This window comes from Mycobacterium alsense, from assembly GCF_002086635.1.
Taxonomy (GTDB): domain Bacteria; phylum Actinomycetota; class Actinomycetes; order Mycobacteriales; family Mycobacteriaceae; genus Mycobacterium; species Mycobacterium alsense.
Genome location: NZ_MVHD01000006.1, coordinates 23,683 through 48,274, shown reverse-complemented (window position 1 = coordinate 48,274; position 24,592 = coordinate 23,683). Strand labels below are relative to the sequence as shown.

Annotated in this window: 21 protein-coding genes and 2 pseudogenes; 15 read left to right on the top strand and 8 right to left on the bottom strand. The window is 69.1% G+C overall.

The annotated features are described in order from the left end of the window. Positions 1-122 precede the first annotated feature (122 nt). From BST11_RS06100 to BST11_RS06075, 6 genes are all read left to right on the top strand, one after another. Positions 123-1,619 (top strand): acyl-CoA carboxylase subunit beta, encoded by a 1,497-nt coding sequence (locus BST11_RS06100; protein WP_083137082.1) that lies wholly within the window; start codon positions 123-125, stop codon positions 1,617-1,619. 58 nt (positions 1,620-1,677) lie between these two features. Further along, entirely contained in the window at positions 1,678-2,277 is a 600-nt protein-coding gene (locus BST11_RS06095) for a TetR/AcrR family transcriptional regulator (protein WP_083137081.1), read from the top strand. 196 nt (positions 2,278-2,473) lie between these two features. Beyond that, positions 2,474-3,652: a spirocyclase AveC family protein gene (locus tag BST11_RS06090; RefSeq protein ID WP_083137080.1), complete on the top strand. Its 1,179-nt coding sequence runs from the start codon at positions 2,474-2,476 to the stop codon at positions 3,650-3,652. Between the two features lie 5 nt (positions 3,653-3,657). Next, positions 3,658-4,473 (top strand): CbbQ/NirQ/NorQ/GpvN family protein, encoded by an 816-nt coding sequence (locus BST11_RS06085; protein ID WP_083137162.1) that lies wholly within the window; start codon positions 3,658-3,660, stop codon positions 4,471-4,473. Further along, positions 4,470-6,182 (top strand): nitric oxide reductase activation protein NorD, encoded by a 1,713-nt coding sequence (locus BST11_RS06080; protein ID WP_083137079.1) that lies wholly within the window; start codon positions 4,470-4,472, stop codon positions 6,180-6,182. Before BST11_RS06085 ends, BST11_RS06080 begins: the two co-directional genes overlap by 4 nt. Position 6,183: 1 nt before the next feature. Beyond that, complete coding sequence (locus tag BST11_RS06075) at positions 6,184-7,185, top strand: NAD-dependent epimerase/dehydratase family protein (protein WP_083137078.1); 1,002 nt, start codon at positions 6,184-6,186, stop codon at positions 7,183-7,185. Here BST11_RS06075 and BST11_RS06070 read toward each other — a convergent pair. Genes BST11_RS06070 through BST11_RS06055 form a run of 4 tightly spaced genes read right to left on the bottom strand, consistent with a single transcriptional unit; the run spans position 7,130 to position 11,327 of the window. Then, on the bottom strand, positions 7,130-8,209 hold the full coding sequence (locus tag BST11_RS06070; protein ID WP_083137077.1) for a TIGR03857 family LLM class F420-dependent oxidoreductase: 1,080 nt from the start codon (positions 8,207-8,209) through the stop codon (positions 7,130-7,132). The genes BST11_RS06075 and BST11_RS06070 overlap by 56 nt on opposite strands. Next, positions 8,173-8,556, bottom strand: a complete 384-nt coding sequence (locus BST11_RS06065) for a nuclear transport factor 2 family protein (protein ID WP_083137076.1) — start codon at positions 8,554-8,556, stop codon at positions 8,173-8,175. Before BST11_RS06065 ends, BST11_RS06070 begins: the two co-directional genes overlap by 37 nt. After that, positions 8,553-9,674, bottom strand: coding sequence for an alpha/beta hydrolase family protein (locus BST11_RS06060; protein ID WP_083137075.1), 1,122 nt, complete (start codon positions 9,672-9,674; stop codon positions 8,553-8,555). The genes BST11_RS06065 and BST11_RS06060 overlap by 4 nt, the downstream gene beginning before the upstream one ends. Before the next feature lie 9 nt (positions 9,675-9,683). Next, a complete protein-coding gene (locus BST11_RS06055) occupies positions 9,684-11,327 on the bottom strand; it encodes a flavin-containing monooxygenase (RefSeq protein WP_083137074.1) in 1,644 nt (547 codons plus the stop codon). Positions 11,328-11,410: 83 nt separating this feature from the next. Between BST11_RS06055 and BST11_RS06050 the strand changes: the two genes are divergently transcribed. From BST11_RS06050 to BST11_RS06010, 9 genes and pseudogenes are all read left to right on the top strand, one after another. Continuing rightward, positions 11,411-12,403: a Rieske 2Fe-2S domain-containing protein gene (locus BST11_RS06050; protein WP_083137073.1), complete on the top strand. Its 993-nt coding sequence runs from the start codon at positions 11,411-11,413 to the stop codon at positions 12,401-12,403. Then, complete coding sequence (locus BST11_RS06045; protein WP_083137072.1) at positions 12,400-13,017, top strand: cysteine hydrolase family protein; 618 nt, start codon at positions 12,400-12,402, stop codon at positions 13,015-13,017. The genes BST11_RS06050 and BST11_RS06045 overlap by 4 nt, the downstream gene beginning before the upstream one ends. Continuing rightward, positions 13,014-13,640: a PaaI family thioesterase gene (locus BST11_RS06040; protein WP_083137161.1), complete on the top strand. Its 627-nt coding sequence runs from the start codon at positions 13,014-13,016 to the stop codon at positions 13,638-13,640. The genes BST11_RS06045 and BST11_RS06040 overlap by 4 nt, the downstream gene beginning before the upstream one ends. An 8-nt stretch (positions 13,641-13,648) precedes the next feature. Then, complete coding sequence (locus BST11_RS06035) at positions 13,649-15,313, top strand: acyl-CoA synthetase (RefSeq protein ID WP_083137071.1); 1,665 nt, start codon at positions 13,649-13,651, stop codon at positions 15,311-15,313. Positions 15,314-15,329: 16 nt separating this feature from the next. Further along, positions 15,330-15,554, top strand: a pseudogene (locus BST11_RS06030) (SDR family NAD(P)-dependent oxidoreductase); the annotation flags it as partial. Positions 15,555-15,668: 114 nt separating this feature from the next. Continuing rightward, a complete protein-coding gene (locus tag BST11_RS06025) occupies positions 15,669-16,874 on the top strand; it encodes a cytochrome P450 (protein WP_083137069.1) in 1,206 nt (401 codons plus the stop codon). Between the two features lie 200 nt (positions 16,875-17,074). Then, a pseudogene (locus BST11_RS29220) lies at positions 17,075-17,381 on the top strand (cytochrome P450); the annotation flags it as partial. Between the two features lie 31 nt (positions 17,382-17,412). Further along, a complete protein-coding gene (locus BST11_RS06015) occupies positions 17,413-18,627 on the top strand; it encodes a CaiB/BaiF CoA transferase family protein (protein WP_083137160.1) in 1,215 nt (404 codons plus the stop codon). A gap of 78 nt (positions 18,628-18,705) precedes the next feature. Further along, on the top strand, positions 18,706-19,851 hold the full coding sequence (locus BST11_RS06010) for a thiolase family protein (protein ID WP_083137068.1): 1,146 nt from the start codon (positions 18,706-18,708) through the stop codon (positions 19,849-19,851). Between the two features lie 8 nt (positions 19,852-19,859). Here BST11_RS06010 and BST11_RS06005 read toward each other — a convergent pair whose 3' ends face one another. From BST11_RS06005 to BST11_RS05990, 4 genes are read right to left on the bottom strand one after another with little or no spacing between them, the layout of a single operon-like run. Next, a complete protein-coding gene (locus tag BST11_RS06005; RefSeq protein ID WP_083137067.1) occupies positions 19,860-21,047 on the bottom strand; it encodes an acyl-CoA dehydrogenase family protein in 1,188 nt (395 codons plus the stop codon). Next, the gene (locus BST11_RS06000; protein WP_083137066.1) at positions 21,047-22,099 is read right to left on the bottom strand and encodes an acyl-CoA dehydrogenase family protein; all 1,053 of its coding nucleotides are present in this window, start codon (positions 22,097-22,099) and stop codon (positions 21,047-21,049) included. Before BST11_RS06000 ends, BST11_RS06005 begins: the two co-directional genes overlap by 1 nt. 2 nt (positions 22,100-22,101) lie before the next feature. Further along, positions 22,102-22,932, bottom strand: coding sequence for an amidohydrolase family protein (locus BST11_RS05995; RefSeq protein ID WP_083137065.1), 831 nt, complete (start codon positions 22,930-22,932; stop codon positions 22,102-22,104). Beyond that, entirely contained in the window at positions 22,929-24,572 is a 1,644-nt protein-coding gene (locus BST11_RS05990; RefSeq protein ID WP_083137064.1) for an acyl-CoA synthetase, read from the bottom strand. Before BST11_RS05990 ends, BST11_RS05995 begins: the two co-directional genes overlap by 4 nt. Positions 24,573-24,592: the final 20 nt, after the last annotated feature.

The following is a 24,592-nucleotide window of genomic DNA, read 5'->3' as shown; positions in this document are numbered from 1 at the left end:
GGCCTTCCTGCGCAGCACGACGCACCCACGCACCATGAGGTAAAAGTTACAGTAAGCGATTCGGTAGGGTCAACGTCGCCGCCGGCCGCGTATCCGACCCAGGGCGAGTGAGGACGAGAAGCATGGCCAACTCCCAGGATTGGCAGGAGACGCTCGAGGATCTCGATCGTCGGCGTCGGCACGCGTCGGCCATGGGCGGGCCGGAACGGCTCGGCAAGCACCGCGGCAAGGGCAAGCTGGACGCCCGGGCCCGCATCGCGCGACTGCTCGACCCCGGCACGTTCCGCGAGCTCGGGACGCTGGTCGGCGGCGACATCGCCGCCGATGCCATCGTCACCGGCTCGGGCCAAATCAACGGGGTGCCGGTGATGGTCGGCGCCGAGGACTTCACCACCCTGGCCGGCAGCATCGGGCCGGGGGGCAACTCCAAGCGCTACCGCATCGCCGAATTGGCGCTGCGCGACCGGATCCCGTTGGTGATGCTGCTCGACGGCGCCGGCTTCCGCCCGACCGGCGGCCACTACGGCCGCAGCCCGACCGATTTGCTCGCCCAGACCCGGTGTTCGGGCCGCGTCCCCACCGTGGCCGCGGTGCTCGGTCCCTCGGCCGGCCACGGTGCCCTCGTCGCCCCAGTGTGCGACTTCCGGATCATGAGCGGCCAGGGCGCGATCTTCACCGCCGGGCCGCCGGTGGTCAAAGAGTCCACCGGCGAGGACATCTCGAAGGAGGATCTGGGCGGGCCGGGCGTCGCGCTGCCGAGCGGGGTGATCCACAACGTGGCCGAGGACGACGAAGCGGCGCTCGACGACATCCGCCGCTACCTGTCCTATTTCCCGCCGAGCGCCTGGTCCTACCCGCCGTCGCTGCCGGCCGACGAGACGGGCGGACCGCGCCCGACGCCGGAGTTGCTGGACATCGTCTCGCGCGACAACCGGCGCGTCTACGACATGCGCGCGGTGCTCGACGTGGTGTTCGACCGTCCCGACTGGTTCGAGGTCCAGCCGCAGTACGGCCGGGCGATCATCTGCGCGCTCGCGCACCTGGGCGGGCACCCGGTCGCGGTCGTCGCCAACCAGCCGCAGGTGCTGGCCGGGTCCATCGACGCCGACGCCGCCGACAAGGCGGCGCATTTCATCATGGTGGCCGACTCCTTCCACCTCCCGATCGTCTTCCTCGCCGACAACCCCGGGATGCTGCCGGGCAGCCGTTCCGAACGCCAGGGCGTGCTTCGCGCCGGCGCACGGATGTTCGCCGCACAGACCATCGCAACGACGATCAAGCTGCACGTCACGCTGCGCAAGGCGTACGGCTTTGGCTCCATGGTCATGTCTCTGATCGGGTTCGACCATCAAGGGGCGACGTTCGCCTACCCCGGTGCCACGATGGGGGCCATGAGTGCCGCGGCGTTGAGCCGCGCGTCGCACGCCGGCGAGGACCTGTCCGCAAAGCTGCGCAGCGCCGAACTGGAGGCCTCCTACCGATCGGCCGAGCACATGGGATTCGACGAGCTGATCGATCCCCGCGAGACGCGGGACGTGCTGCTGGCCGCGCTGCGCCGCGGCATCTACGGCCGGCAGGCCGCGGCCGCGCCGGTGACCCGCACCGCGATCATCCCCTGAGAGTCGTTCCGAGAGGTAACGATTCACCGGGGCCGACAGACCTGGGAAGATGTAATCCGTGGCGGAACGGTGGACACGGCAACGGCGCCTCGAGCACACCCGCGGCGTGCTGTTGGACGCCGCCGAGGAAGTGTTCGCCAAGCGCGGGTTCGGCGGCGCGGCACTGGAAGACATCGCCGAGGCCGCCGGATACACCCGCGGGGCGATCTACTCGCATTTCGGCACCAAGGAGGACCTGTTCCTGGCCGTCATCGAACGGCACCTGCTGCGATTTCTCGACGGTTTCGAGGACGTCATCGCCTCCTTCGAAAGGCTCGACGATCTCGACGTGGCGCGGTTCGCCGAGCGGTGGCGCGAACTGACCATCGCCGGGCCCGACAGCGCGGCCCTGGGTCACGAATTCTCGCTGTTCCTGCTGCGCAACCCGGACGCCCGCGAACGGCTGGCGGCCCAGCGCAAGGAGGCGATCCGGTCGCTGGCCGACTACATCACCAGCCACATCGCGCGCCTGGGCGGCACGTTGACGGTTCCGGCCGAGGCCCTGGCCCGGGTCCTGATCGCCAGCCACGAGGGCATCACCATCGGCGAGCACCTGGACGGCCGGGACCTCTACGAGCCGTTCTTGCGGCTGGTGATGTCCAACGTGATCCCCGGCTGACGGCGGGCTGCGGCATCGACGATCTTGCCGAAAGTTGTTGACATTAAGCGCTTTCGATGCATGGCGCCACCGCGGCGTCGGCGAAACCGGCTCGCGCGCACAGCATGCGAAGCACCGCTCCCCGGCGATTCACAAACACTCTTGTCATTGAGATACCAGTTGGTATATTTCTCGGAGGCCCGGAAGGAGACGAGTCGTGACCGAACCGTCGTACAAGCGTGCCCCCGGCAGCGGCATCGTCACCGAGTCCCTCGGCGGAGTGCCATCGCTCGGCGCCAATGCCGAGTCCAAGATCAAACCCATCCACGTCTGGGCGGCCATGGGCGGTGCGATCCTGGCTTTTCAGCTGTACGTGTGGATCCGTTGGGTCACCGGGCCCTACTTCGTCCGGGTGCCCAAAGGGCCAAGCGAGCCACCGACTTTGATGAAAGTCGTCCTCATTGCGTGGACGGCCGTCATCATCGCGGGTCTGCCGATCGGCATCTATTACTTCATCGTCCGGCCGTGGCGGCGGGAACGGCGGATCACGCTTGACGGCATGCTCCTGGTGGCCTGCGGCCTGCTGTTCTTCCAGGACCCGTTCCTGAACTACTTCAACACGTGGAGCACCTACAACACCTGGATGTGGAACCGGGGCTCATGGGTGGCGCACCTCCCGGGCTGGCAGTCCTACGCGGAACCGGGCCGCATGATGGCCGAACCGTTCCTGATGAATGCGCCCGGCTACTCCTACGGGGTGCTGCTGTGCACGATCCTCGGCTGTTGGGTCATGCGGCGAGCCAAGTCGCGCTGGCCCAGCATCAGCAACGCCGGCCTGATCGGTGTTCTGATCGTATGGACCTTCTTCTTCGACCTGGTCATGGAGGGCTTCTTCCTGATGCCGATGGGGCTTTTCACCTACCCCGGCGCGATCCGATCCCTCTCCGTCAACGCCGGCACCTACTACCAATGGCCACTCTATGAAGGCATCATGTGGGGCGGTGTCCAGGCGGGTCTGTGCGCGTTGCGTTACTTCACCGACGATCGGGGCCGGACGTTCGTCGAACGGGGACTGGAGCGCGTCCAGGGCGGGTTCGCGAGGCAGCAACTCACCCGATTCCTGGCGATCTTCGCCGCGTGCAGCGCGTTCTTCTTCGTCTGCTACAACATTCCCGCCCAGTGGCTTGCCCTGCACCAAGACCCCTGGCCCGACGACCTGTTGAAGCGCTCGTACTTCTTGATGGGCATCTGCGGCGACGGGACGGATCGGCCCTGCCCCGATCCGTCACTTCCGGTGCCCAACAAGCACTCCGGCTACATCAATCAGGATGGCAAGCTTGTCCTTCCCCCCGGCGTGCAGCTGCCGAAGACGGTCCCGGTCGAGGGAGCGAAGTGAGCGCGTTGGACAGTCGCCCCGCCGCCGTTCACCGCGACTCGGAGACGCCGTTCTACCGAGCGGTCGGCGAGGAGGTGGAGGTCTTTCGCGCGGCCGCCCGCCGCGGCCTGCCGGTGCTGCTGAAGGGCCCCACCGGATGCGGCAAGACCCGCTTCGTGGAGGCCATGGCCCACGAGCTGGGCCGCGGCCTGATCACCGTTGCCGGCCACGAGGACATGACGTCTGCGGACCTGGTGGGCAGGTTTCTGCTCAAGGGCGGCGAAACCGTTTGGGTGGACGGCCCGTTGACTCGCGCCGTGCGCGAAGGCGCGATCTGCTATCTGGACGAGGTGGTGGAGGCGCGCCAGGACACCACCGTGGTCATCCACCCGCTCGCCGATCACCGCCGTGAGCTTCCCCTCGACCGCCTCGCCACGACGCTGCCCGCGGCACCCGGTTTCCAGCTGGTGATCTCCTACAACCCCGGCTACCAGAGCGTGCTGAAGAACATCAAGGAATCGACCCGCCAGCGGTTCGTCGCCATCACGCTCGACTTCCCGCCCGCCGAGATCGAGACGGAGGTGGTCGCCCACGAGGCGGGGATCGATTCGCAAACCGCCGCCGCCCTGGTCACGCTGGGCAACGCGATCCGCAACCTGGATGGCTCGCCGCTGCGCGAGGTGTCGTCGACCCGGATGCTGATCCTGGCCGGCGGCCTGGTCGCCGAGGGGCTCAGCCTGCGCAGTGCCGTCCAATCGGCCGTCGTCGAGGTCCTCTCCGACGATCGGGACGTGGTCCGAGCCCTCGGCGAACTCGTCGACGCCGTCCTGCCCCGGACGTGACGGCCCCAGACCCGAGGGATCCCAACCGGTTTCGGTTCCTCGCCACCTTCCTTGCCGGCAGGTCCGTCGACGTTGCGGAGGCGGCGGCGGGCCAGGCCGCGCACACCGACGGCCGCGTCGTCTTCGTCTCGGCCGGCGGCTCCGACGCCGAGCAGCGACGCGGGGTGGTGCTGCAGAGCGCGCTGCTCGGCGCGGGCAGCCTGGATCCCGGATTGGTGCGGGCGCTGCGGGCCCGCCCCCCGCTGGCCCGCCGCTACCTCGCGCTCGAGGGCCACCGGGTGCTTGCCCAACTCTCCCACCGGATCCCGCTCGCCGCCGCGCTGTGTCCCGAGGGCGCGCCCCGCGCCGCGACGGCCCACGAGTCGCTCGAGCTGGCCAAGAGCCGGGCGAAGGTCCCCGACCCACCCGAATGGTTCGGCGCCATCAGGCCGTCGCGATTGCTGGCCTTTACCCCCGGACCAGGATCGCGGGTCACCGACAAGGAGCTGCGCCTTCAGTTCGAGCCCATCGACCTGCCCGAGGCCGACGACGGTGACGACGGCGGCGACCGGGAACGGTCGGGGGAAAGCAAGATCCTGAAACTGTTTGAGAATCCGCTGTTTAACTCCCGGGCGCTGTCGGACTACTTCCGAAAGATGTTCGGCAGCTCGCGGTCACCCGGGGACGGCCCCGCGGGCGCCGAGCTGCAGGTCCGTTCGATTCGGCGGGTTGACGCGGTGGGCCCCGACGCCCGGCCGCTGCCCACCCGCATCCATTTCAGCGACGGCGGCAAGCCCGGCTCGGCCCTGGGTGTCGGCGGCGCCCTCTATCCGGAGTGGGACGTCCACAACGACCGGTATCGACCGCGGTGGTGCCGGGTCCTCGACTTCCCGCTGACGGCCGCCCCGGAAATGCCGGACATCGATTCCGCGAGCGTCCCGCACGACGACGTGCTGCGCCGGCGCCTGTCCCGGGTCTGCCTGGGCCCCAAGGTGTTGCGCGGCCGTCCCGACGGCGACGAGCTCGACATCGAGGCGCTGATCAACGTTTTCATCGATCTGCGCTCCGGCTATTCGCCGCCGGAGCACGTCTACGCCGAACGGCGAAAGCTCGCCCGCAATCTCGGGGTCCTCATCCTGCTCGACGCCTCGGGGTCGGCGACCGACGCCGACCCGGGCGGCCTGGCCGTGCACGACCACCAGCGACGGGCGGCCGCCACCCTGGCCGTCACGCTCGAACAGCTCGGCGACCGGGTCGCGGTGTACGCGTTTCGGTCCCAGGGCCGCCACGCCGTCCACCTGCTGTCGATCAAGGGTTTCGGCAATCGCTTCGGCGCCGTCGAGCGGGCCCGGCTCAACCAGCTTCAGCCGTTCGGTTACACGCGCCTCGGTGCCGGCATCCGCGGCGCGGGCGAGATCCTCAAGACCGAAGCCGGCACGCCGAACAGGCTACTGGTCGTGCTATCCGATGGTTTCCCCTACGACGACGGCTACGAGGGCCGCTATGCCGAGGCCGACGCCGCCAAGGCCCTCGAGGAGCTTCGCATGGATGGTGTTGCCTGCCTGTGCCTTTCGCTGGGCGCCGCCGCCGACACCGAGGCGCTCGCGCGCGTCTTCGGCTCCGCGGGTCACGCCAGCGCCGCGGCCCTCGCCGATCTGAGCCCGCGGATGGACGAGCTGTTCCTGTCGGTCCTGCGAGAGCTCAGCGTGCCGCAACCCCAGGGAGGATGACATGAAGGTGTTGTTGACGGGCGCGCTGGGCAGCATCGGCCTGGAGACCCTGGCGGCGCTGCTCGACGAGGGCCACGACGTCGTCGGCTTCGACCTCGAATCGCGCAGGGCGCGCAAACTCGCCGCCGGCTTTGCGGGGCGGGCGCGGTTCGTCTGGGGCGACATCACCAACCCGGAGTCGCTGCGGGATGCGCTGGCGGGGGTGGACGCGGTGATCCACCTCGCGGCCATCATCCCGCCGGCCGCGGACCGGGCGCCCGATCTGGCCCGGCGGGTAAACGTCGACGCCACAAAGGATTTGATCGCGCAGATGCAGGCCTCGCCCACGGCCAAGCGGCTGGTGTTCGCGTCGTCGCAGGGCATCTTCGGCGACGTCCAGGACCGTGAGCCCCCGCTGCGCGTCGACGCTCCCGTGTGCCCCACCGACGAGTACGGGCGCCACAAGGTGGAGTGCGAGCGGGCGATCCGGCAGTCGGGGCTGCGGTGGAGCATCCTGCGGCTTGCGGCGGTGACGCCGCTGCACATGCAGGCGCAGGACCCCAGCATCATGTTCGAGTTCAGCCCCGACGCGCGCTTCGAATTCCTCCACCCCACCGACGCCGGGACCGCGTTCGCGCGGGCCGTGGACTGCGCGGACTCGATCGGGAAGGTCCTCTACATAGCCGGCGGCGAGGGCTGCCGCATGACCTACTACGACTTCGTCACCGCCCTGATGGGTGCGATGGGGATCGGTCCGATCCCGATCGACGCGTTCGTGCGCCGGCGTCCCCCGCGCTTCTTCGGCGACTGGGTGGACACCGAGGAGGGCCAGCGCCTGCTGCGGTACCAGGAGCGGGGGCTCGACGACCAGTTGGCCGATGTGAGACAGGATCTCGGGGCCCTGGGGCTCCTGGTCCGCCTCGTTCGCCCGCTCGCCACGTGGTTCGTGATCCGCAGCTCCGCCTACGTCAAGGAGAACCGGCGCGATACGCCGCGACGATCGGCTCGAGCTCATCGGGCGTAGCACCGTGCATGATCAGCGCGTCGGCGCCGTAGTCGAATTCCTTGCGGATGCGCTCCACGCACTGCCGGGCCGAGCCGGTGGCCGACGGTTCCAGCCATTCGTCGGGAATCAGCGTCGCGATGTGTTCGATCTGCTCGGGGCTGGCCTTGTGGTCGATCCCGCCCGCGATCGACGTCACCACCGGATCGTCCCGGAACCGCTGCAGCACGGCGGGATCCCAGCCGTTGGTCCGCACCATCAGGTCGCCGTAGCCCTGCAGGTAGGTTGCCAGCCGCGCGACCGTCTTCTTCAGCCGCAGCTGTTCGGGTAGGTGGTCGCCCACGGTGGCGAAGCACGACCACACCCGCACGCCGTCGGGGTCGCGGCCGGCTTTCTCGGCGGCGGACTTCACCGTCGTGACGCAGCGCTGCAACGTTTCCGGCGTGAAGTAGGTGTGCAGGATGACGTCGTCGAACAGGCGGCCACCGAGCCGCAGCGTGTTGGGGCCGAAGGCCACCAGCGCCAGGCGGATGTCCTCCTTGAAGTCGGGGTCGAGAAACAGGATGGGGTACTTGCCCATCGGGCCGTCGTGGTTGAAGATCACCTCGCCGCGCCACAGCCTGCGCATCACTTGCGCAAAGTCCTCCATCTGGGCGGTCGTCACCGCCGGTATGCCGAACGCGCCGTAGATCGCGGCGATGCCGCGCCCGATGCCCAGCGTGAAGCGGCCCCCGGACAGCCGGTGCATGGTGGTCGCCCACGACCCGGTGATCAGCGGGTGGCGGGTGTTGTGATTGGTTGCGGCCGTGGCGATCTGCATGCGGGTGGTGACCGCACACGCGGCACCGACCAGGGACGACGCTTCCTTGACGTTCCAGCGCTCGGAGATGAACGCGGTCCCGAAGCCCAGCTCCTCGCCGCGGCGGGCCTCGTCCATCAGGGTCGCGGGCCCCTCGCCGCCGGCCCCGGCCAGCAGGTAGTAGCCCAACTCGCCAAGCGCGCCGACGCTCAATTCCACACTCCTTGCTGGTAGCCGCAGTTCCAGACCTCGGTGATCCTGCCGTCGACGACGCGGAACACCTCGATGCTCGCGACGTGGGTCCCGCCGCCGTCCTTGGTGGTGATCGTCGAGTCGTAGACGATCGCGACGTGCTCGCCGTCATCGCCCGCGACGACGACATTCAGGTCGAAATGCAGCTTGTCGAGCGCCGCCCAGGTGTCCCTGACCCGGTTGACCGCCTGTTCGCGGGTCAGCGTGAGCGCCGCACCGACCTCGTGCCGGATGACGGTGTCGGCGAACAACTCCCCGGCCAACTCGAGGTCGGATTCGTTCCAGACCACCAGGTTGTACAGCTCGACGACCTCGCGGGCCGTGCGGGTCGCCGCCGTCACCCCGCGACCTCACGCAGGAAGCGCTCGGTGACCCCCTGCACGCGCCGGGAGAAGATGTGCCCGACGTGGCTGCCGTCGTACCAGTACAGCCGGCCGCCCCAGCGTTCCTGCAGCGCGAGCGCGGGCTCGCGCATCGCCATGCGGTCGTGCCACGCCCCCACGATGAGCCGTCGGTGCGGTGGCGGCGCGGGGTCGACCCGCAGCGGATCGATCACCGACGTCAGCTTCGAGACCTCCTCCGATCCCAGCAGCTCCCGGAACCCCGCGCGGGATTGGCCGAAGCGCCCCATGTGCTGCGCGATCATCGCGTTGAGCCCCAGGATCGGGGTGTACAGCGCCACCGCGTCGACCTGCCGTTCGAGGTGGCTGACCAGCGCGGCCACCGGGGTGCCCATCGAAATCCCCGCCACCACAACGGCGGTGGCCTGCGGCCGCACCCAGCGCAGCACGGCGCGGACCTCCGACACCGCGCGCATCATGCCCGCGACGTTGCCGAGCGGATCGGTGTCCGGGTAGGCCGGCCATTCGCCGCGCCGGCAACCGTGCCCGGGCTGCACCGGCATGGCGACGTTGAAGCCCAGCCCGTGATGGATCCGGCCGATCCGCGACAGCACCAGATCCTCGGTGCCGCCCTGCCCGGCGCCGTGGACCCACACCAGCCACGGCCGCGGGCCGTCGGCGTGCCGGCACACGTGCACCACCGCCCGCGCCGGGCCGCCCAGGCCATCTGCCTCCAGCGTCGCCGGCAGTTGCGGGTCGTGTTCGAACTTGACGCGTTCGTAGGCCAGCCCGCCGCGCGGGCCGGGCAGGCGCCGGCGCCGCACCGAGGTCGCCCGCAGCGGCTTCGGCTCGGCGTGCGCGCCGTCGATGCCCAGTGTCGACAACTCGTCGGCCGCCGCGGTGCAGGCGTCCAGCGGCCGCATCCCCGCCGGGCTGCCGGCCAGCAACGAAAAGCCGCTCAGCACAAGCTCGTCCAGCATGACCTCGCCGAACTGACGCACCCCGCGCGGCGACGTCGGGGCCCAACCGGTCGATTCGTTGAGGCCCGCCAGCGTGCGCGGCAGGACCATGGCCAGCTCGCGGGCGACGTTTCTGGCGAGGCTCAGCGCGTTTGGCATGGCCCTCAGCTACCCGAGCTTGAAGCCGCTGTATCCGCCCGCCGCGATCTCGTCGCAGCGGCGTCGGTATTCGGGGATTCCACCGGTATAGCCCATGTACATCCGTTTCTTGCCGGGCACGTTGCCACCGTTGTACCAGGAGTTGCACGAGGGGTGAACCAGCACCGTCGGCGCGACGAGCGAGGTGGCGTGGTCGATCCACTCCTGTTGCGCGGTGGCCAGCGCCTCGATGGTGCGGATCTCGTTGGCGCGCAGGTACGCGATGCAGTCGCCGATCCATTCGACGTGCTGCTCGAGCGCCGCCACGAAGTTCGTTGCGGCGCTGGGGCTGCCGGGGCCCTGGACGGTGAACAGGTTGGGGAAGCCCGCGACCGCCAGGCCGAGATAGGACAGCGGCCCCCGGTCGGCCCAGAACTCGGCGAGCGACAGCCCGCCGCGGCCGCGGATGTCGATGCGGCCGAGCGCGCCGGTCATGGCGTCGAACCCGGTCGCGTAGACGAGCGCGTCGAGGTCGTACGAGCCGTCTTCGGTGCGGATTCCCGTGGGTGTCACCTCGCGGATCGGCGCCCTGCGCAGGTCGACCAGCGTGACGTTGTCCCGGTTGAACGTCTCGTAGTAGCCCTGGTCGATGATCGGTCGCTTGCAGGCGAAGGGGTGGTCGGGCACCAGGGCGGCCGCGGTGTCCGGGTCTTTGACGATCCGGGCGACGGCCTCCCCGTAGAGCTTGGCGGCCATCCGGTTGGCCTCGATGTCGAAGAAGATGTCGCCCCAGTTCAGCGCGCCCATCACGCCATGCTCGTCGATGGCGCGCAGTTGCTCCTCGCGCGTCGCCGCCTTCAACGGCGGCCGGGCGAGCATGTCCAGCAGCACCGAGAACGCGCTCAGCCGCGCCGCGCCCACGGGGTGGGCGCGTTGTGCCGCCCGGATTTCGCCGTACCGGGCCTTCATCTCGTCCAGCTCGCCGGGCTCGAACCGCCGCACCCGCCACGGCAGGGTGTACGCCGGGGAACGCTGAAACACATAGAGCTGCGCGGCTTCCCGGGCCACAACGGGGATGAGCTGCACCCCCGTCGAGCCGGTGCCGATGACCCCGACGCGCTTGCCGACGAGGTCGACACCCTCCCCGGGCCAGCGGCTGGTGAACAGCGATGTCCCGCCGAAGGCGCCCATGCCGGGGATGTCGGGCTTCAGCGGGACCGACAGGATGCCGGTGGCGGCGACGACGAACGGCGCCGCGAGCGTATGGCCCGCCGCGGTGCGCACCAGCCATTCGGCGGCCGCCTCGTCGAAGGTCATCGCGACGACCTCGGTGTCGAACGCGATGTCGCGGCGCAGATCGAGCCGGTCGGTGACGAAATTGAGGTAGGCCTCGACCTCGGCCTGGGCCGGCATCGTCTCGGTCCAGACCCACTCCTGCTGGATCTCGTCGGAGAAGCTGTAGGAGTACTCGATGCTCTCGATGTCGCAGCGGGCGCCGGGATATCTATTGAAAAGCCAGGTGCCGCCGACGCTTTCGGCCTTCTCCAACGCCCGGGTGCGAATGCCGAGCTCGCGCAGCCGGTGCAGCATGTACAGGCCGGAGAAGCCGGCGCCGATGACGAGCGCGTCATAGCGCGCGTCGGCGTCGGCCGCTGCGACAGCCGCTGGACCCATAGAGCTCCTTGCCACGCGATGGCCGAACTGCTGAAATCTATACTGTAACCGACTTAGTATCAACGATCGCAGGAGGCCACGGCGTGAAAGTGCCCTTCACCTGGAAGGTCACCGGCTGGTTCATGGTCGGCTGGTCGCCCGAATTCCCGGTCGGCGAGGTGCGGCCGCTGCACTATTTCGGCGAGGACCTGGTGGCATACCGCGACCACTCCGGTGGGCTGCACGTGCTGGAGGCGCACTGCAAACACCTCGGCGCGCACATCGGGCATGGCGGCAAGGTGGTCGGCGACTGCGTCGAGTGCCCCTTCCATGGGTGGCGCTGGGGCCCGGACGGCCGCAACAAGTACATCCCCTACCAGCCCGACCGGCCCAACCGCGCGCTGCGGCTGCGGGTCTACCCGGTCCGTGAGCAGCACGACTGCGTGTTCATCTGGCACCAGCCCGAAGGCAAGGAGCCGCAATGGGAGATGCCGGACATCTTCGAAAAGTTCCCACAGTTCGAGACCGACCCGGCGGCCTACTACCGGGCGTATCCGGAGTTCTCCCGGCGCGCGGAGCGCGAGCCGGTGCATCCGCAGATCGTGGCCGAGAATGCCCCCGACAGCGCCCATTTCGAGTACGTGCACCACGCCACCGTGACGCCCAGGGTGCTGGACTGGAAGATCGTCGACCACGAATGGCAGTTCATCGCCGGCTGGCCGGACGCGAGCAGCGACGACCCGCAAGCCCTCGCGTTGCGCTTTCACAGCCACCTGTTCGGCCTGGGCGGGGCGATCAGCGTCTTCGAGGGCGCGCAAAACCATCGGTTGATATTCACCTGCACGCCCGTCGACGACGAGTGCTCCGACCTGTTCTACTCGATCTGGTGGCCACGCAACCCCGGCGACACCGCCGCCGCGCCGTCGGGCAAGCTGCGCGAGGTCATCCAGAAGCAGTTCCTGTCCACCGTCTTCGACGACCTGCAAATCTGGCGTTACCAGAAGTACGTGGAACGCCCGCCGCTGTCCAAGGTCGACGCGGAAGGCTATCTGGCACTGCGGAAGTGGGCCACCCAGTTCTACGACGTGCCCGCATGACCGGACTCGAGGACCTCGCGGCGCCGCGGCACACCGCGATCGTCACCCAGGAGCTCCAGGGCGCCGTCGTCGGCCCCGACGCCGGGCTGGGCGTGCTGGCCGCCGAGGCGCGCCGCGTCGCGCTGCCGAACATCGCGCGGCTGCTGCCGGCGGCGCGGGCGGCGGGGGTTCACGTCGTGCACTGCCTGGTACAGCGGCGCCCGGACGGGCTCGGCTCCAACCACAACGCCAAGATCTTCGCGCTCGGGGGCGGCGAGATCAACATCCATCCGGGCACGCCGGGGGCTGCGGTGTTGCCCGAATTCGGTCCGGAGCCAACCGATCTGGTGCTGCGGCGCTGGCACGGCGTCGGGCCGATGGGCGGCACCGACCTCGACGCGGTGCTGCGCAACCTCGGCGTGTCCACCATCGTCGTGGTCGGCGTCTCGCTGAACATCGCGATCCCCAACGTCGTCATGGACGCGGTCAACGCCGCCTACCGCGTCGTCGTCCCCAGGGACGCCGTCGCCGGCGTGCCCACCGAGTACGGAGAAGCCGTGATCGCCCACACGCTATCGTTGCTCGCGACCATCACCACGACCGACGACCTGCTGCGGGCGTGGGGGCGCACATGACCGAGACGGCCCCCGCGGCGCCCGCGGGCTCCCCGGGCGGATTCCCCCAGATCCAGCCGGCCGAGCACGCGCCTCCCGGGTTGGGAAGGTTCGTCGCGGCCCTGCGCCGGCTGCAGGACCTGGCCGTCTCCACCGACAGCCCGGCGTGGACGGCGGCGGCCGAACACGTCGAGGAGGCCTGCGCGATGCTCGACGGGCACCCGGCGCCGCAGGGCGTGGCACCGGGAGGGCGGGTCATCGGGCTGCCCGGGCTGGGCCACCCCCTGCTGCCGCCCTGGCTGGTCACCGAGTCCGGGCCGGACGGCGTCATCATGGACGGGCACTTCACCCGCGCGCACGTGGGCGGCAACAACGCCGTGCACGGCGGCATGATCCCGTTGTTCTACGACTGGCTGTTCGGGATGGTCGTATCGGGCGCCGGCTGTCCACCCACCCGCACCGCCTTCCTGCACGTCGATTACCGCAACATCACCCCCATCGACGAGCCCCTGCGGGCCGAGGGCCGGATCAGCGAGGTCGAGGGAAGGAAGTACTTCGTGGCGGCTAGCATGACGGCTGCCGACGGCACGCTGCTCAGCGAAGCCACCGGCCTGATGGTCCGTCTGCTACCCCACCAGCCGTGAGAGGCGTGATGTCCGACACCACAACGCAATTCACCGTGCCCGCGGTCGCCCATGCCGTCGCGGCGGCGATCCCCGACCGCGAGCTGGTGATCCACGGCGAGCGGCGCTACAGCTACGCCCAGGTCCTCGATCGGGCCAACCGGCTCGCCGCCTACCTGCACTCGCGGGGCCTGGGGTGCCACACCGAGCGCTCCGAGCTTGCCGGGCACGAGGTGGGCCAGGACCTGCTCGGCCTGTACGCCTACAACGGACCGGAATTCGTCGAGACATTGCTGGGCAGTTTTCAGGCGCGGGTCGCCCCCTTCAACGTCAACTTCCGCTACGTCAAGAACGAGCTCCTCTACCTGCTGAAGGATGCCGGCGCGACCGCCTTGCTCTACCACGCCGCGTTCGCGCCGCGCGTGGCCGAGGTCCTGCCGGACCTCCCACAGCTGCGCGTGCTGATTCAGATCGCCGACGACTCGGGCAACGACTTGCTCTACGGGGCGGTGGATTACGAGGCCGCGCTGGCGTCCCGTTCGCCCGAGCCGCCGCCCGTGCAACACTCGCCCGACGACCTCTACGTCCTGTACACCGGCGGCACGACGGGAATGCCGAAGGGGGTGCTATGGCGCCAACACGACATCTTCATGACGTCCTTCGGCGGCCGAAGTCTCCTGACCGGGGAGCCGTTTGGATCCATCGACGAGATCGCAGCCGGGGCGGCCGCGGGTCCCGGCACCAGGCTGATGATCCTGCCGCCGCTGATCCACGGCGCCGCGCAGTGGAGCGTGATGACCGCGATCACGACGGGCCAGTCTGTCGTCTTCCCCTCGATCGTCGACCATTTCGACGCCGAGGACGTCGTGCGCACCATCGAGCGCGAGAAGGTGATGACGGTGACGGTGGTCGGCGACGCGATGGCACGGCCTCTGGTGGCGGCCATCGAGAAGGGCCGGAAAGACGGGACAGCCGACGTGTCGTCGCTGGCCGTGGTCGCCAACGGCGGCGCCCTGCTGACCCCGTACGTCAAGCAGCGCCTGCTCGAGGCGCTGCCGAACGCCGTCGTCGTCGACGGCGTCGGGTCCTCGGAGACCGGGGCGCAGATGCACCACATGTCGACCTCGGCGGCGGTGTCGACCGGCACGTTCAACGCCGGGCCGGACACCTTCGTGGCGTCCGAGGACCTGTCCAGGATCCTGACACCCGGTCACGACGGCATGGGATGGCTCGCGCAACGCGGCTACGTTCCGCTCGGCTACAAGGGGGATGCGGCCAAGACCGCCAAGACATTCCCGGTGATCGACGGGGTGCGCTACGCGGTGCCGGGCGACCGCGCGCGCCATACCGCCGAGGGGTCGGTGGTGTTGCTCGGCCGCGACTCGGTGTGCGTCAATTCCGGCGGCGAGAAGATCTTCGTCGAGGAGGTCGAGACCGCGATCGCGTCGCACCCGGCGGTGGCCGACGTGGTGGTCGCCGGCCGGCCCAGCGAGCGGTGGGGCCAGGAGGTCGTCGCCGTGGTCGCGCTGGCCGACGGCGCGAGTGCCGACGCCGACGAACTGGTCGCGCACGCGTCAAAGTCGTTGGCGCGCTACAAGCTTCCCAAAGCCGTGGTGTTCCGCCCCGTGATCGAGCGCAGCCCGTCGGGCAAGGCCGACTACCGGTGGGCGCGCGAGCAGGCGGACAACGGCTGAGAATGCCAGGAGTGCCATGAGCTATCCGGACCGCCCCAACCGCATTGCCGTCGTCACCGGGGTCGGCTCCGGCATCGGCCGCGCCCTGACCCGCGCGCTCGCCCAGGGCGGGGCACACGTCGCCGCCTCCGACATCGACCTGGCCGGCCTGGCCGAAACCCGGGCGCTGTGCCCCGACGGCGGGGTCACGGCGTATCGGCTCGGCGTCGCCGACCGCGACGCGGTGCTGGCCCACGCCGAACTCGCCCTCGGGCCGGTGATCGGCGATCCCATACTGGCGTAGATACTGTTAGTATTACCGGATGGTTTTCCAGGGCGCGGCCGTCGGCGGTCCTGGCGCGGGCAAGGCGGCGCGATGACGGTCGCCGAGCTGGTGTTCGATCCGTTCTCGGCGGACTTCTTCAACGGGCCGTACGAGACGTATCGCCGGATGCGCGAGGAAGCCCCGGTGTACTACAGCGAGCGGTACGACTTTTATGCGCTGAGCCGTCACGCCGACGTCGCGGCCGCGTTCAAGGACTTCGAGACGTACTCGTCGGCGTACGGGGTGGACCTGGGCATGGTGCGGACGGGCCAAAAAGTGCCGGCGAAGATGATCATCTCGCTGGATCCGCCCGAGCATCGGCACATGCGCAGCCTGGTCAACAAAGTCTTCACCCCGCGTGCGATCTCGGCGCTCAAGGCCATGGTGACCGAACAGATCGAGCACTTCCTGGCCGCCGCCGATCCCGACGAGTTCGATGTCGTGCAAGACTTCTCGGCGTTGTTCCCGGTGGAAGTGATCACCCGGATGCTCGGCGTGCCCGCCGAAAACCGCCAGAAGGTCAGGCTCTGGATCGACGAGCTGCTGCACCGCGAGCCGGGCCAAATCGAGATGTCCGACGCCGGCAACCAGGCGATGGCCCATTCCTGGGTGATGTACTACGAGCTCATCCGGCAGCGTCGCGCCGAGCCGCAGGACGACATGATCTCCAGCCTGATCGCGGCCGAGATCGAACGCGAGGACGGTGAAACGACCCGGCTGAGGGGTTCCGAGATCGCCGGGTTCGCGACGCTGTTGGGCGGCGCGGGCGCCGAAACGGTGACCAAATTGATCGGCAACGCGGCGGTGGTCTTCGCCCGCAACCCCGAACAGTGGCGGAAGCTGCTCGACGACCGCAGCAAGATTCCCGCCGCCGTCGAAGAGCTGTTGCGCTACGAGGCGCCCTCGCAGTACAACGTGCGCCGCTCGATGAAAGACGTTGTTCTGCACGGGGTCACGATTCCGGCGGGCAAGCCCGTCTTCCTCATCGGCGGTTCGGCGAACCGCGATCCCGACGCCTGGACCGACCCGGACGTCTTCGACATCGATCGCGATCGGGCCGAGGCGCAGAATCTCGGCTTCGGCTACGGCATTCACAGCTGCCTCGGCGCGGCGCTGGCGAGGATGGAAAGCGCGATCGCCCTGGAGAAGTTGCTCGATCGCATGCCGCGCTACGAAGTGCTTTGGGATCGCTGCAAACGGGTGAGCATGCAAAACGTGGCCGGGTGGTCCCATGTCCCGGTGCGGGTGCTGAGATGACGGCCTCCACCGCGCTGCCGGTCGACTACCTGCGCGACCCGTACCCCTACTTTCTGCAGAAGCGCGGCGAGGGCGGCGCGTTTCGCGGCACGGTCATGGACTATTCCAAAACCCCGGAGTCGCTGCGTCCCAAGCGGTCCTTCGCGGCGGTCTCGTTCGACGCGGTGAACAAGGTGTTTCGCGACGGGCGAGTGTTCAAGATCCCGGCGCGATCGGTGATCGACGTGTGCATCGGCTCGGCGAACCGCGACGAACACCGCTGGGAGCGCCCGGAGGAGTTCGACACCGTCCGCGCGCACATGCCGCACATCTCGTTTGCCGCCGGCGAGCACACCTGCCTCGGCCTGCACCTCGCGCGCATGGAGACCCGCGTCGCGCTCGAATGTCTGTTTGGACCGGCTGACCGACATCCGGGTCCGCGTCGATGGTGTCGCTCAAGATCCGCACATCCACGGGCAGCCGTTCCGGTCGCCGACGGCGCTTCCGGTTAGCTTCGACGCGAAGTAGGGTCCCCAGAATGGTTGGAATGGTCAAGGTAATGGAGGGCTTTCGGGTCCTCGAGGTTGCGCAGTTCACGTTCGTGCCGGCCGCCGGTGCCATCCTCGCCGACTGGGGCGCCGACGTCATCAAGGTCGAGCACCCGGCGCGCGGGGACACCCAGCGCGGCTTCCTCAACATGGGCGGCATCCAGGTCGATCCCGAGCGGCACCCGCTGATGGAGCATCCCAACCGGGGCAAGCGCAGCGTCGGCATCGACATCTCGACGCCGGGCGGCCAGGAGGTGGTCTACGAACTGGCCAAGGTCTCCGACGTGTTCCTGACCAACTACATGCCCGCGCAGCGGCAGAAGCACAAGTTCGACGTGGAGCACATCCGCGCGGCGAACCCCGACATCGTGTACGCCCGCGGCAGCGCGTACGGGGACAAGGGGCCCGAGCGCGACGTCGGCGGCTACGACGGCACGGCGTTCTGGACGCGCAGCGGCGTGGGGTACGCGCTGACGCCCGAGGAGCTGGGCGGCGCGCTGGGACAGGGCATTCCCGCCTTCGGCGACTCGATCGGCGGCATGTTCATCGCCGGCGGCATCTCCGCCGCGCTGCTGCACCGCGAGCGCACCGGCGAGGCCGTGGAGCTGGACGTGTCGCTGCTGAGCACGGCGTGGTGGGCGGCGGGCGCGAGCGTCACGCAGGGCATGGAAACCGGCGAGGTGATGCGCACGCCGATGCCGGGCGGTCTGGCCCCCTCGGTGAATCCCTTCATGGGCAACTATCAAACCTCCGATGGCGGCACCATCAACCTGTGCATCATCAGCCCGACCGGCCTGATCCGCGACACCTTCGAGCACCTCGGCATCGCCGAGGCCGCCGACGACCCCCGTTTCTCCGACGTGCTCCCGCTGATCCAGAACGCCGATGCGGCCGCCGAGCTCATCGCGAAGGCCTTCGCCGCCAAGCCCTTTGACTACTGGCGCCAGCACCTCAAGACGATGAAGGGCCAGTGGGCGCCGTTCCAGAGCCTCCTCGACCTGGCCGACGACGAGCAGGCGCTCGCCAACGACATGGTCGCCGAGGTCGAGCTGGCCAGCGGCGGCGCGCCGTTCAAGGTCGTGCGCGGGCCGGTGCAGTTCAACCACGAACCGCTCGAAACCACCCGGGCCCCGCAGGCGTCCGAGCACACCGAGATCGTCCTGATGGAAATCGGGATGGACTGGGACCGCATCGCCGAACTCAAAGAGTCCGGAGCGATAGCGTGAGGCGCTGAGTCTGCGGTGAGGGCGGCGATCACTCGACTTTCCTCGCCCTCACCGCAGACTCAACGAGAGAGGAGCAGAATGAACGACGTCGCGATCGTCGGGGTGGGCCTGCACCCGTTCGGCCGCTTCGAGGGCAAGTCCGCCATGGAGATGGGCGCCGACGCCATCCAGCTCGCGGTCGCCGACGCGGGCGTGCGGTGGCAGGACATCCAGGCTGCCACGGGGGGCAGCTGGACGGTCGCCAACCCCGACGCGATCGTCGCGATGGTGGGGCTGTCGGGCATTCCCTTCACGAACGTGTTCAACGCGTGCGCGACCGCGGCCAGCGCCGCCAAGGCCTGTGCCGACGGAATCCGGCTGGGCGACTACGACATCGGCATCGCGGTCGGCCTGGACAAGCACCCGCGCGGCGCGTTCACCGAGGACCCCGCGCTGGTGGGGATGCCGCGCTGGTACGCCGAGAACGGGCAGTACCTGACCACCAAGTTCTTCGGCATGAAGGCCAACCGCTACCTGCACGACCACGGCATCTCCCGCCAGACCCTGGCCAAGGTGGCAGCCAAGAATTTCCGCAACGGGGCCAAGAATCCGAACGCGTTCCGGCGCAAGCCGATTCCGGAGGAGGAAATCCTCAACTCGACGATGCTGAACTACCCGCTGACCCAGTACATGTTCTGCGCGCCCGACGAGGGCGCCGCCGCCGTGGTCATGTGCCGCGCGGACGTGGCCCGCCGCTACACCGACAAACCCGTCTTCCTGCGATCGGTCGAGGTGCGCACCCGCCGCTACGGCGCCTACGAGGTGAACACCACGTTCGCACCGGTCGAGGAGGACGTGTCGCCCACCGTGTACGCGGCGCGCGCGGCGTTCGAAAAGGCCGGTGTGACACCGGAGGACGTCGACGTCATCCAGCTGCAGGACACCGACGCCGGCGCGGAGATCATCCACATGGCCGAGTGCGGGTTCTGCGCCGACGGCGAGCAGGAACGGCTATTGGCCGACGGCGCCACCGAGATCACCGGGTCGATGCCGGTCAACACCGACGGCGGGCTGATCGCCAACGGCGAGCCGATCGGGGCGTCGGGCCTGCGCCAACTCCACGAGCTGGTGCGCCAATTGCGCGGCGAGGCGGGCGATCGCCAGGTGCCGGGTGAACCGCGCGTCGGGTTCGCTCAGCTGTACGGCGCGCCCGGCACCGCCGCGGCGACCGTGCTCACCACCTAGCGCCGGCGCTACTTCACCGGCGCGTAGACCGGCTTGCCGAGGCCGAGCACGTACTGCGCGATCATGTTGCGGAACACCTCGAGCGTGCCGCCGTAGATGCCGACCAGCGGGGCGAACCGGTAGACGTACTCCGACGCGCCGTCGTCGGCCGCGCCGTCGGTGCCGAGCGGCAGCGCCGACGCGGCGCCGAGGATGTCCATCAGCTCCGGCGAGATGTCACGCATCGTCTGCGCCAGGGCGACCCGGCCGAAGATGCTGGGCGCGCTCAGCGCCGCCTCCATCCGGGCGACGCTGCGGCCCAGCCGGTAGGCGACCGAGGAGTCGTCAATCAGCCTGCGCCCGTTCGCGTCCCGCTGGGCCGCCCGGGCGGCCGCCTTGTCGGCCGCGTCGGCCATGAAGCCGGCCTGGTGCATCATGATCGACACGTCCTGCAGCCCGTCGGGGGCGGCCTCGACCGCCCCGTGCTCGACGTTGAGGGGCTCACGCAGCACGGTCCACCCGGCGTTCACGTCGCCGAGGCGGTACTTGTCGTCGACGCGCACGTCGCTGTAGTAGACGATGTTGGTGCGGTCGCCGTCGATGGTGCGGATGCCCTGGATCTCGATGCCCGGGGAGTTCAGCGGCACCAGGAACATGGTCAGGCTCTTGTGTTTCGGAGCCTCGGGGTCGGTGTTGGTGATCAGGAAGACGTACTGGCACTTGTGCGCGCCGGTGGTGAACATCTTGGAGCCGTTGATGATCCAGCTCGATCCATCCGGCTCCCGCACCGCGCGGGTCTTGCAGGTGGCCACGTCGGACCCGCCTTCGGGCTCGGTGTAGCCCAGGCACAGCCGAACCCTTCCGCTGAAGACTCCCGGCAGCACCTCGTCCTTCAGCTCCGGCGAGCCGAACCTGGCCACCGAGCGGGCAACCATCGCGGTGGTCCCCCAGGTCACCCACGGCACGTGCGCGCGGCGCTTCTCCAGTTCCCAGATGCGACGGCGCACACGGGAAAAGCCGCCGTCGGATTGCGGCTTCCACTCTCGCTCCAGATAGCCCGCGGCGCCCAGCGCCCGGTGCACCCCTTCGTCGAAGTTGTCGCCGGTTTCGCGGTCGCGGCGCCTGACGTCCTCGGTCACCAGGGTGCGCAGTAACTCGCGGGACTCGTCGAGGAATGCCCGATCGTCGTCGGACAGCGCGACCCGTGAGAAATCCACTATGCGTCCCTTCCCGAATTGCCTTCGCGCGCCGCGACAAGCTCGCCGATGTACTTGGCGCTGGCGCCCGGGTCCCCACCCGCCAGCGCCCACCCACGGGCGCGCACCAGATACGCCGTCGCGGCGGCCTCCGCCGAAACGCCGAGACCGCCCTGCACGTGCACGGCCATGGTCGCGGCCTTGGCCGCCTCCTCGGCCATGAACACGAACGCCGAGGGCGCCAGCTCCGGCCGTGCCTCCGGCTCGTTGTCCAGGAACCAGGCCGCACGGCGGGCCAGGTTCCGGCCGCCCTGCACGGTGATCGCGATGTTGGCCAGCGGATGCGAAATGCCTTGCAGCGTCGAGATCGGCACGCCCAGCGTGTAGCGGTTCTTGGCGAACTCCGCCGCGATCGTCATGGTCTCCTCCACCAGGCCCACCAGAGCCGACGCGGTCAGCACCCGCCATTCGTCCAGTGCCCGTTGATATTCCTCCAGGGCGACGGACCCGCTGGCCAGCACGGTGCGACCGTCGGCCGCCGCGGGATCCACCCACGCCATGGGCAGCCGGCCGATGTTGTCGACCTTCGCCGGGCGGGTGGCGAAGGTCAATCGCACGATATCCGCTCCGTCACGGACGACGATCTGGTCGGCGATCGACCCGGTGGGGATGAGGCGGGCCCCGGAGACACTGTCGTGTTGCGGGTCGAGCCCCGCGAGTTGCTTGCCGGCGACGACGTCGGTTTCCACCGCGCCGAGCCGGGCCAGCAGCCTGGCCGCGCACACCTGGTCGATCCACGGCACCGGCGCCAGCGAACGGCCTATCTCCTCGGCCACCAGCGTCAGATCGACCAGCGTCGCCCCGTCCCCGCCCGCGGATTCGGGCAGCGCCATGGTCGTCGCACCCATCGCGCACAACCGCTCCCACAGGTTCTTGTCGAAGCCGGACTCCTCTGCGGCGCGCACGGTTTCGATCGGGCAGTGCGTCTTGAAGAAGTCCCGGTAGGCGGTCTGCAACGCCTGGTGATCGGCGGTCAGGCTGTAGTCGAGCCTGCGTAGTTCGTAACGGTCCATGCTCAGCGCTCCTCCTGGCCACCGAAGAAGAATTCATCTGCGTTGTTGTAGAGATAGTTTTCGAGCACCCCGGCCGGCAGGTCCAGCCCGGTTGCCTCCGGCACGACACGGTGCATCTTCAGCACCGGCCAGTCCGAGGCAAAGATGATCTTGTTCGGTCCGCGGGTGCGCATGTAGTGCAGCAGGCTTTGCGGCAACCGCTTGGGCGACCACGCCGACGTCATCAGCCGCAGGTTCGCGTACTTGATCAGCAGCCGGATCGCGATGTCCCACCAGGGATCCGCGCCGTGAATCATGCACAGCTTGAGCTCGGGGAACCGCACGCAGACCCGATCGAGGTGAATCGGGTTCTGCGCCTCCCCGGGGATCGGGGGCCCGGGGATTCCGGTGTTGACGCACAGCGGCAGCCCGAGCTCGGCGCACTTGGTGTACAGCGGGTAGTAGACCGCGTCGCTGGGCGGGTACTGTCCGTCACCCCAAAAGCTCGGCCCCACGGCGGCATACGCGACGGGCAGGTCGCGCGCGACCGCGCTGAGCTCGGTCAGGGACGGCATCGGCCGCAGCAGGTTGACGCCGCCCATCGCCAGCGCGAAGCGTTCCGGCCTGGCCTCGACGAACTTGCGGGCGGTCACCGACGGCTTGGCGAGGTTGTCCATCAGGATGGCCTTGCGCACGCCGTTGGCGTCCATCTCGTCGATCAACTCCGACAGGTCGACCGGCTCGAACATCGACTGGGGGCCCTTGAAGTAGTCGTCGCGCACCTTGAGCATCCACGTCGGCTGCTTCTCGGTCTCGCCGAAGTGCACGTTGACCAGGCAATCGATCGCTTTCATGGGGACACCGGGGCCCTTCGGGTAGCTTGGCTTTTCGCCCAACGGTAATCCGCCTTGCCGTTGCCCAACCGGTGGACGTAGTCGACGAAGACGAACTCCTTGGGCGCCTTGAACCGCGCCAGCTGCGCGACGCACTGCCCGCGCAGCGCCTCGGCCGTCGCTTCGCCCGGTTCGGCCTCGGCCCGGAGCTCGACGAGGGCGACGAGCTCTTCCCCCCAGCGATCGCTGGGCCGGCCGACGACCAGCGCGTCGGCGACCGCCGGATGCGCGCGCAGCACCTCTTCGACCTCTTCGACGAACACCTTCTCGCCGCCGGTGTTGACCACCAGCGAGTCGCGGCCGAACAGCCGCAAGGTGCCGTCGGGCTCCAGGCTGGCGCGGTCGCCCGATATCACCACCCGCTTGCCGTCGATCACGGGAAAGGTCTTGCGGGTGGCGTCGGGGTCGTCGAAGTATCCCAACGGGATTCGGCCTTCCCTGGCGGCCCAGCCCACCTCGGGCTCGCCGGGGGAAAGAAAGCGGCTGTAGTCCTCGGCCAGGACCAGTCCGCCCTCGCGCAGCGTGAACGTATCGGTTTGCGCGTCCCGCCGGCTGTGGCCGAATCCCATGTTGCCGGTCTCCGACGAGCCATAGCCGTTGATGACGGTGAGCTGCGGTATCAACTCCACCAGGGCCCGTTGGTATTTGGGATTCGTTGCGGCACCGCCGGTGCCGATCGCGTTCATCGAGGACAGGTCGTAGGCGCCGCGCCGCAGTTCGTCCACCAGGGGCGCGGCGTAGGCGTCGCCGACCATCGTCATCATGCCGACCCTTTCCCGTTCGGCCGTCTCCCAGACCAAGCGCGGGTCAAGCTTCTTTGCGGTGTCGTAGAGCACCACCGGCGTGCCCGCCATGATCGCCGCGAACGCCGTCCACATGCCGGCCGCGTGCATCAGCGGCGACACCGCGAACCACGGGGCCCCGGCCGGCCCGCGCACCTTGTCGTGGATCTCCCGGGCGGAGGCGTGATCGGCCCCCACCATCGACGACACGTAGATGTCCGACTGCCGCCACAGCACGCCCTTCGGCCGGCCGGTGGTGCCGCCGGTGCAGATCATCAACAGGTCATCCGGCGACCCCACCGGCTGCCGGTCGGTGTCCCCCCGTGCCAACGCGTCGTCCAGCGTCACCGCGCCGGGCAGCTCCGGGGCGATGTCTCTGGGGCTGCCGTCGTCGACCGACACCAACAGCTCCACCCCGTCCCGGGCGAGGACCTCGGCGAACTTCGCGCCCAGCGCGCGGTGGTAGATGACCGCCCGCGGCCGCACGTAGTCGAGCAGCTCGCCCACCTCACGCGGCGTGTAGTAGTAGTTGATGTTCACCGGGACGGTGCGCGCCTTGAGGCAGCCGACGACCGCGTCGGGATACAGATCGTTGTGCATCACCAGCGCGACGCGGTCCTGCCCACATTCCCAGTTCTGCAGGTCCGCCCGCTCCCTATGGGCGCCGAAACCCTTGCCCGCCAAGAAGTTCGCCAGCCGGCGGGTGCGTTCCGCCGACTCGGCGAAGGTGCTGCGACGCTCACCGCAGATCGTCATCGTCCGGTCTCCGATGACGTCGGCGATCGCGTCCAGCACCGCGCCGATGGTCCATTCGCTCACGGGCGTGACCGGCCTCGGAT

Bases quoted from the DNA above. Each gene is read 5' to 3' on its own strand.
- BST11_RS06100 (WP_083137082.1), top strand. From the start codon at position 123: ATGGCCAACTCCCAGGATTGGCAGGAGACGCTCGAGGATCTCGATCGT.
- BST11_RS06075 (WP_083137078.1), top strand. From the start codon at position 6,184: ATGAAGGTGTTGTTGACGGGCGCGCTGGGCAGCATCGGCCTGGAGACC.
- BST11_RS06060 (WP_083137075.1), bottom strand. From the start codon at position 9,674: ATGCCAAACGCGCTGAGCCTCGCCAGAAACGTCGCCCGCGAGCTGGCC.
- BST11_RS06055 (WP_083137074.1), bottom strand. From the start codon at position 11,327: ATGGGTCCAGCGGCTGTCGCAGCGGCCGACGCCGACGCGCGCTATGAC.
- BST11_RS06045 (WP_083137072.1), top strand. From the start codon at position 12,400: ATGACCGGACTCGAGGACCTCGCGGCGCCGCGGCACACCGCGATCGTC.
- BST11_RS06040 (WP_083137161.1), top strand. From the start codon at position 13,014: ATGACCGAGACGGCCCCCGCGGCGCCCGCGGGCTCCCCGGGCGGATTC.
- BST11_RS06035 (WP_083137071.1), top strand. From the start codon at position 13,649: ATGTCCGACACCACAACGCAATTCACCGTGCCCGCGGTCGCCCATGCC.
- BST11_RS06025 (WP_083137069.1), top strand. From the start codon at position 15,669: ATGACGGTCGCCGAGCTGGTGTTCGATCCGTTCTCGGCGGACTTCTTC.
- BST11_RS06015 (WP_083137160.1), top strand. From the start codon at position 17,413: ATGGAGGGCTTTCGGGTCCTCGAGGTTGCGCAGTTCACGTTCGTGCCG.
- BST11_RS06010 (WP_083137068.1), top strand. From the start codon at position 18,706: ATGAACGACGTCGCGATCGTCGGGGTGGGCCTGCACCCGTTCGGCCGC.
- BST11_RS06000 (WP_083137066.1), bottom strand. From the start codon at position 22,099: ATGGACCGTTACGAACTACGCAGGCTCGACTACAGCCTGACCGCCGAT.
- BST11_RS05995 (WP_083137065.1), bottom strand. From the start codon at position 22,932: ATGAAAGCGATCGATTGCCTGGTCAACGTGCACTTCGGCGAGACCGAG.